Annotated in this window: 7 protein-coding genes; 4 read left to right on the forward strand and 3 right to left on the reverse strand. The window is 36.3% G+C overall.

Features of this window, described 5'->3' with window-relative positions; translation table 11 throughout:
* Positions 1–245: 245 nt before the first annotated feature.
* Positions 246–1268, reverse strand: a complete 1023-nt coding sequence (locus tag ABZA26_RS05805) for a branched-chain amino acid aminotransferase (protein ID WP_372713572.1) — start codon at positions 1266–1268, stop codon at positions 246–248.
* 202 nt (positions 1269–1470) lie between these two features.
* On the opposite strand from ABZA26_RS05805, the gene gdhA reads away from it, so the two are divergent.
* Positions 1471–2805 carry an NADP-specific glutamate dehydrogenase gene (gene gdhA / locus ABZA26_RS05810; RefSeq protein ID WP_372713573.1) on the forward strand — a complete coding sequence of 445 codons (1335 nt, stop codon included), beginning with the start codon at positions 1471–1473 and terminating at the stop codon, positions 2803–2805.
* A gap of 51 nt (positions 2806–2856) precedes the next feature.
* Here gdhA and trxA (ABZA26_RS05815) read toward each other — a convergent pair whose 3' ends face one another.
* Together trxA (ABZA26_RS05815) and trxA (ABZA26_RS05820) are read right to left on the reverse strand one after the other, a co-directional pair.
* Positions 2857–3174 carry a thioredoxin gene (trxA, locus tag ABZA26_RS05815; RefSeq protein WP_372713574.1) on the reverse strand — a complete coding sequence of 106 codons (318 nt, stop codon included), beginning with the start codon at positions 3172–3174 and terminating at the stop codon, positions 2857–2859.
* A gap of 53 nt (positions 3175–3227) precedes the next feature.
* The gene (gene trxA, locus ABZA26_RS05820) at positions 3228–3542 is read right to left on the reverse strand and encodes a thioredoxin (protein WP_372713575.1); all 315 of its coding nucleotides are present in this window, start codon (positions 3540–3542) and stop codon (positions 3228–3230) included.
* 241 nt (positions 3543–3783) lie between these two features.
* Between trxA (ABZA26_RS05820) and ABZA26_RS05825 the strand changes: the two genes are divergently transcribed.
* From ABZA26_RS05825 to ABZA26_RS05835, 3 genes are all read left to right on the forward strand, one after another.
* Positions 3784–4488: a ThiF family adenylyltransferase gene (locus ABZA26_RS05825; RefSeq protein ID WP_372713576.1), complete on the forward strand. Its 705-nt coding sequence runs from the start codon at positions 3784–3786 to the stop codon at positions 4486–4488.
* A 23-nt stretch (positions 4489–4511) separates the two neighbouring features.
* A complete protein-coding gene (locus ABZA26_RS05830) occupies positions 4512–5012 on the forward strand; it encodes a flavodoxin (RefSeq protein WP_372713577.1) in 501 nt (166 codons plus the stop codon).
* 338 nt (positions 5013–5350) lie between these two features.
* On the forward strand, positions 5351–5972 hold a 622-nt coding region (locus ABZA26_RS05835; protein ID WP_372713578.1), incomplete at its 3' end, for an OB-fold nucleic acid binding domain-containing protein.

Below are 5972 nucleotides of genomic sequence, written 5' to 3' on the forward strand. Positions count from 1 at the left end.
ACTGCTCTTTTTAACGACCTGTTAAAAAGTCAGTCTGACTTTTTTTATTTCAGTTTTTTATAACTTCTATTTTATATAGAAATCCAACATTTTAAATAAAAATTATAATTCAGAAAAGATTATTAACTGCCTAAAAATAAAATTCATAAAAAAAGAGCTTCCAAGGAATAATGATTCAAACAATCCCATGAGAAACTCCTATTAAAAATTCAATATAAATATTTTCTATACCCTAAAAATAAGTCTTATAAATTTACTTTTTCAATCCAACCCGCTGGAGCTTCTATATCTCCGTTTTGTATTCCAATGAGAGTTGAGTATAATTTTTTTGTAACCTCTCCCACTTCAGTTTCGCTGTGGAAAACATATTTTTTACCCTTGTGGTTTATTGCTCCTATTGGAGATATTACCGCTGCAGTTCCGCAGGCCCCGGCCTCTATAAACTCGTCGATACTGTCTATAGGTACATCTCTTTCCTCTACTTTCATTCCGAGATAGTTTTCGGCGATATGAAGCAACGATCTTCTTGTTATACTCTGCAAAATTGATGGTGATTTAGGTGTCACAAAAGTATTATCTCTGGTTATTCCAAAGAAATTTGCTGCTCCCACCTCTTCAATCTTTGTATGTGTAGCAGGATCTAAATAAATACAGTCAGCATATCCCTGTTTTACAGCCTCTTCGTGCGGCATGAGACTTCCTGCATAGTTACCTCCCACTTTTACAGAACCTGTCCCCATAGGAGCCGCCCTGTCATATTCTGAAGTTATGAAATTAACCGGACTCATTCCGCCTTTAAAGTAAGGTCCCACAGGAATGACAAAAATTCCGAATATATACTCTCTGGCAGGTGAAACCCCTATATTATCACCGACACCTATAACGTAAGGTCTTATGTATAGCGTAGCCCCGCTTCCGTAAGGAGGAACAAATCTTTCATTTGCCTTTACCACTCTCTTACAGGCATCTATAAAAAATTCTTCCGGTACTGCAGGCATGAGTATTCTCTCACAACTTTTATTCATTCTTTTTGAGTTTTCATCAGGTCTAAACATGCATATTTCCCCGTTTTTATGCCTGTAGGCCTTTAATCCCTCGAAACATTGCTGCCCATAGTGAAGACACGTAGAAGCCTGACTTATGGTGATTTTGTCGTCTGTCCCTATGGTTCCTTCGTCCCATTTTCCGTCTCTGTAATATGAGATGAAATTATAGTCTGCTTTTATGTAGCTAAACCCCAGCTCTTTCCAGTTAATCTCTTTATTCATTGAAATCCCCCCTTGTTTAATTTGACAAATTAGATATAAATTATCCTATTATATGCTTCTTTGTCAAATGAATCAATTAATTTTTTCTCCAATAAAAAAAGATAACTGCTATAATCTCTAATATATATTTGGATGAAAAAATAAAATAAACATAAGATTCAGATTATTTAGACATTTATTAAAATAATAAGGGGGCATTAAAATGAGTATCTTAGCACAAGTTATTTCAGATGTAAAAAAAAGAGACCCGCATGAACCGGAATTTCACCAGGCTGTAGAAGAGGTTTTTGAATCGTTAGAACCAGTTGCAAAGTTACATCCCGAGTGGGTTGATGCCGGTATATTCAATAGAATAGTGGAGCCTGAAAGACAGATCATATTCAGGGTGCCATGGGTAGATGATAAGGGAAAAGTACAGGTAAACAGGGGTATGAGAGTCCAGTTTAACAGTGCCATCGGTCCTTATAAGGGCGGCCTCAGATTTCACCCGTCTGTATACCCGGGAATCATAAAATTTTTAGGTTTTGAGCAGATTTTCAAAAACTCTTTAACAGGACTTCCAATGGGAGGAGGAAAGGGAGGCTCTGATTTCGATCCTAAAGGAAAATCCGACGGAGAGGTAATGAGGTTCTGTCAGAGCTTCATGCTAGAGCTAGCAAGGCATATAGGAGCTGATACAGACGTCCCTGCTGGAGATATAGGGGTCGGGAAAAGAGAGATCGGTTATTTGTTCGGAATGTATAAAAAAATAAAAAATGAATTTACAGGAGTTCTTACTGGAAAGGGACTTCCCTACGGGGGAAGCCTCGTGAGAACCCAGGCCACGGGATACGGACTGTGCTACTTCATGGAAGAAGCCATGAACACCTTGAAAAATAAATCATTTAAAGATTCCACCGTAGTTGTATCAGGGTCTGGAAATGTAGCCATCTATGCTGCAGAAAAGGCATCCCAGTTAGGCGGTAAGGTTGTGGCCATGAGTGATTCCAAGGGGTGTATTTATGACTCTGAAGGAATCGATTTAGAGACCATAAAAATAATAAAAGAGGTAGAAAAAAAGAGAATACAGGAGTATCTGAAATATCGTCCAAAGGCGGTCTATACAGAAGGAAGCTCAGAAATATGGAACATAAAATGCGATATTGCTCTTCCTTGTGCCACTCAGAATGAATTAGATGAAAATGCTGCTAAAACTCTCGTTAAAAACGGTTGTTTTGCAGTTGGAGAGGGGGCAAATATGCCTTGCAACCCTAAAGCAGTTCATCTTTTCTTGAAAAAGGGTCTTGTCTTTGCACCTGGAAAAGCTTCCAATGCAGGTGGGGTTGCTACTTCAGGTCTTGAGATGAGCCAGAACAGTATGAGGTATTCATGGACTTTTGAAGAGGTGGATTCAAAATTAAAAGAAATAATGAAAGAGATTTTTAGAAATACAAACGAAACTGCAAAAAAATACGGTTTTGAAAACAATCTAGTGGCAGGTGCAAATATTGCCGGCTTTGTTAAAGTAGCTAGTGCCATGTATTCTCAGGGTTTATAAAAACAGTAAAGAGTTTCTCAATTAAAAAAAACTCCCAATTGGGAGTTTTTTTTAATATGCTTCAAGTTTTTCTCTGAGATCATCTTTATGCATGAAACCTGTCAGTTGATCTATTTTATCGCCATCTCTAAATATCAACATTGCCGGTATACTCCTAATCCCATATTCAGATGCAACCATCGGATATTCATCAACGTTTATCTTACATATTTTGGCCTCAACTTCCTCTGAGAGCTCATCAAAAAACGGTTCCATCATCTCACAGGGACCACACCACGGTGCCCAAAAGTCTACCAATACTACTCCATCTCCTTTAAGTACCTCTTTTTTAAAGGAGGCTTCATCTAGTTCTATAGCCTTACGCATCATTTATCTCCCCCTACTTAAATTTACATATTAAAAAACTCCCCTAGGGGAGCTTTTTAATATGCTTCTAATTTTTCCTTAAGAGCAGGCTTTTGAATAAGACCCACTAATTGATCTACTTTTTCTCCGTCTTTAAATACTATCATCGTAGGTATACTTCTGATTCCGTATTCAGCTGCAAGACCAGAATATTCATCAACATTTACCTTACATATATTCACTGTCACTTCTTCTGAAAGTTCATCTAAAATAGGCCCCAGCATTTTACAAGGTCCACACCAAGATGCCCAGAAATCAACTAATACGACTCCTTTTCCTTCAAGTACTTCTGTTTTAAATGTAGCTTCGTCTAACTGGATAACTTTACTCATTGTTATTCCTCCTATCAATCAAATTACTACTTTGAAAACATTATATTCTCATAATGTATCATGTTGGTAAAACTTTTGTCAATCAATTCTGTAATTTGTAATTCCTCTTAAGATTATAGGATATTTAAGTTGTTTTTCCTCTAAAAAACTTTGAAATATCAAGTTAATTATTGAATTTATTTTTAAGTTCCTGTATAATCTTTATTAAAAAGATAAATAATTATTTAGTGTAGGTGGTAATATGCAGTTTCAAAGATTAGAACTTTTAATAGGAAAAGAAAATATCGAAAAATTAAAAAATTCTCACGTCATCATTTTTGGTCTAGGTGGGGTAGGAGGATTTACAGTGGAGGCTCTTGTGAGAGCAGGTATAGGGGAGATCTCTGTGGTCGATTTTGATTCTGTAGACATCACAAACCTGAACCGTCAGATTATCGCTACCCATGAAAGTATAGGAAGAAAAAAAGTAGACCTGATAAAAGAAAGAGCTCTTTCAATAAATCCTGATGTCAAAATTAATTCATATATAGAAAAATTCTCTAAAGAGACAGCGGCTTTATTTTTCCATGATAAAAACTATGACTATGCCGTAGATGCCATCGACTTGGTGTCCTGTAAACTCGATCTTATAGAGGAATGCAAGAAAAAAAATATACCTGTGGTATCTTCCATGGGTACCGGAAACAAACTGAATCCTACAATGCTGGAGGTTGCTGATATTTCCAAAACCTCTGTGTGTCCTCTTGCCAAGGTAATGAGAAAAGAACTGAAAAAAAGACGTATAAACAAAGTAAAGGTGATCTTCTCAAAAGAGGTTCCTCAAAAGCCTCTAAACATTGAAAACACAAGAGAAAAAAAGGTCAACCTAGGCAGTGTCTCTTTCGTCCCTTCTGTGGCCGGACTCATAATAGCCTCTGAAGTTACAAAGGATCTTTGCGGTATTTAAACCACATAAAAAGGAGGAATTTCATGAAAAAAATAGGTTTATATTACGGATCCACTTCTGGAAAAACTGTAGGTGTGGTAGATGAAATAGAATTTAACTTAGGTGAACTTGTAGATGTACATAACGTAACCGACGGGATCTCAGAGCTTTCTGCTTATGAAAACCTTATCCTGGCTGTTCCCTCTTACGGAGTGGGAGAGCTTCAGGAAGACTGGGTTAAAGTATTTGAAGAATTTAAATCCATTGATTTTAAAGAAAAAAAAGTAGCCCTTGTAGGAATTGGAAACCAGACTACATTCGGAGAAACCTTTGTAGGTGCAATAAAAATACTTTATGATACAGTTATCAAAAACGGCGGTAAAATAATAGGCCTTACTTCCACAGATGGGTATTTCTTTAAAGAGTGTGAAGCCCTGGTAGATGGAAAATTTATGGGACTGGTTTTAGACGAAGAAAATCAGGATGACCTTACACCGGACAGGATCTATGACTGGCTAGAAGAGATAAAACCATTATTTAATTAGGGAGCTGATGCTCTCTTTTTTATTTCTTTTCAAAACAAGACGTATAACCTCCCTCTGAAGCCCTTGTTCCCATTAAAATCTAATGTATTTAAAACTTTTGAAATATAGTCACAGGATAATTAAAAAAATAGTGGTAAAGTTAAATATTGGTATAAAAAAATTGGAAAAATTCAATCTGACTCCAGATTTTTTAATCATTTCATGAATAATTATATTTTTCAGCTTTTTTTCTTAAAAACGAAAATAAAATTCTTTGATATATTACATTGAAATTTTGACAAAGGGGACTCTTTAAGATAATATCTATTTAATATACAAACCTTTGATTGGCGGTGGCTATGGAAAGATACGACAGAGTATTTGAACCCTTGAGTAACTTTGAACTCAAGGGCGTTACAGATAAAAACATAGAAAAACTAAAAAGTCTGGGAATAGTTACCCTACACGACCTGTTTTACTACTTCCCCAGAAACTATGAAGACAGAACCAATTTAAAAAATATAAACCAGCTGAAAGAAGATGAGTACGCTGTTATAAAAGGTAAACTCTTCGGTATTGAAACCATGAGAACCAGGACCAGAAAAACCATGATAAAGGCCAAGGTTTCCGACGGAACAGGCTTTCTAGAAGTTGTGTGGTTTCAGATGCCCTACCTCAAAAAATCCCTCAAAATGGGTGATGAATATATCTTTATCGGAAATGTGAAAAAAGGCTACAATTTTCAGATGGTGAATCCTGAATACAGAAAATATGACGAAAACCAGGGGTTCAGCAAAGAAATTCTTCCAATATACAGTTCCAACAGGGATTTTAATCAAAGATCCCTTAGAAAAATAGTACAGACGGCTCTTGACTCTCACACCGGCCTGTTCGGAGAAAACATTCCAAAGGATATTATGGAGGAATATAATATAATAGACAGAAAAACTGCCCTGAGGGAGATACATTTTTCAAAAAATC

Origin of the sequence: Ilyobacter sp. (assembly GCF_041583315.1) — a bacterium.
Lineage (GTDB): Bacteria > Fusobacteriota > Fusobacteriia > Fusobacteriales > Fusobacteriaceae > Ilyobacter.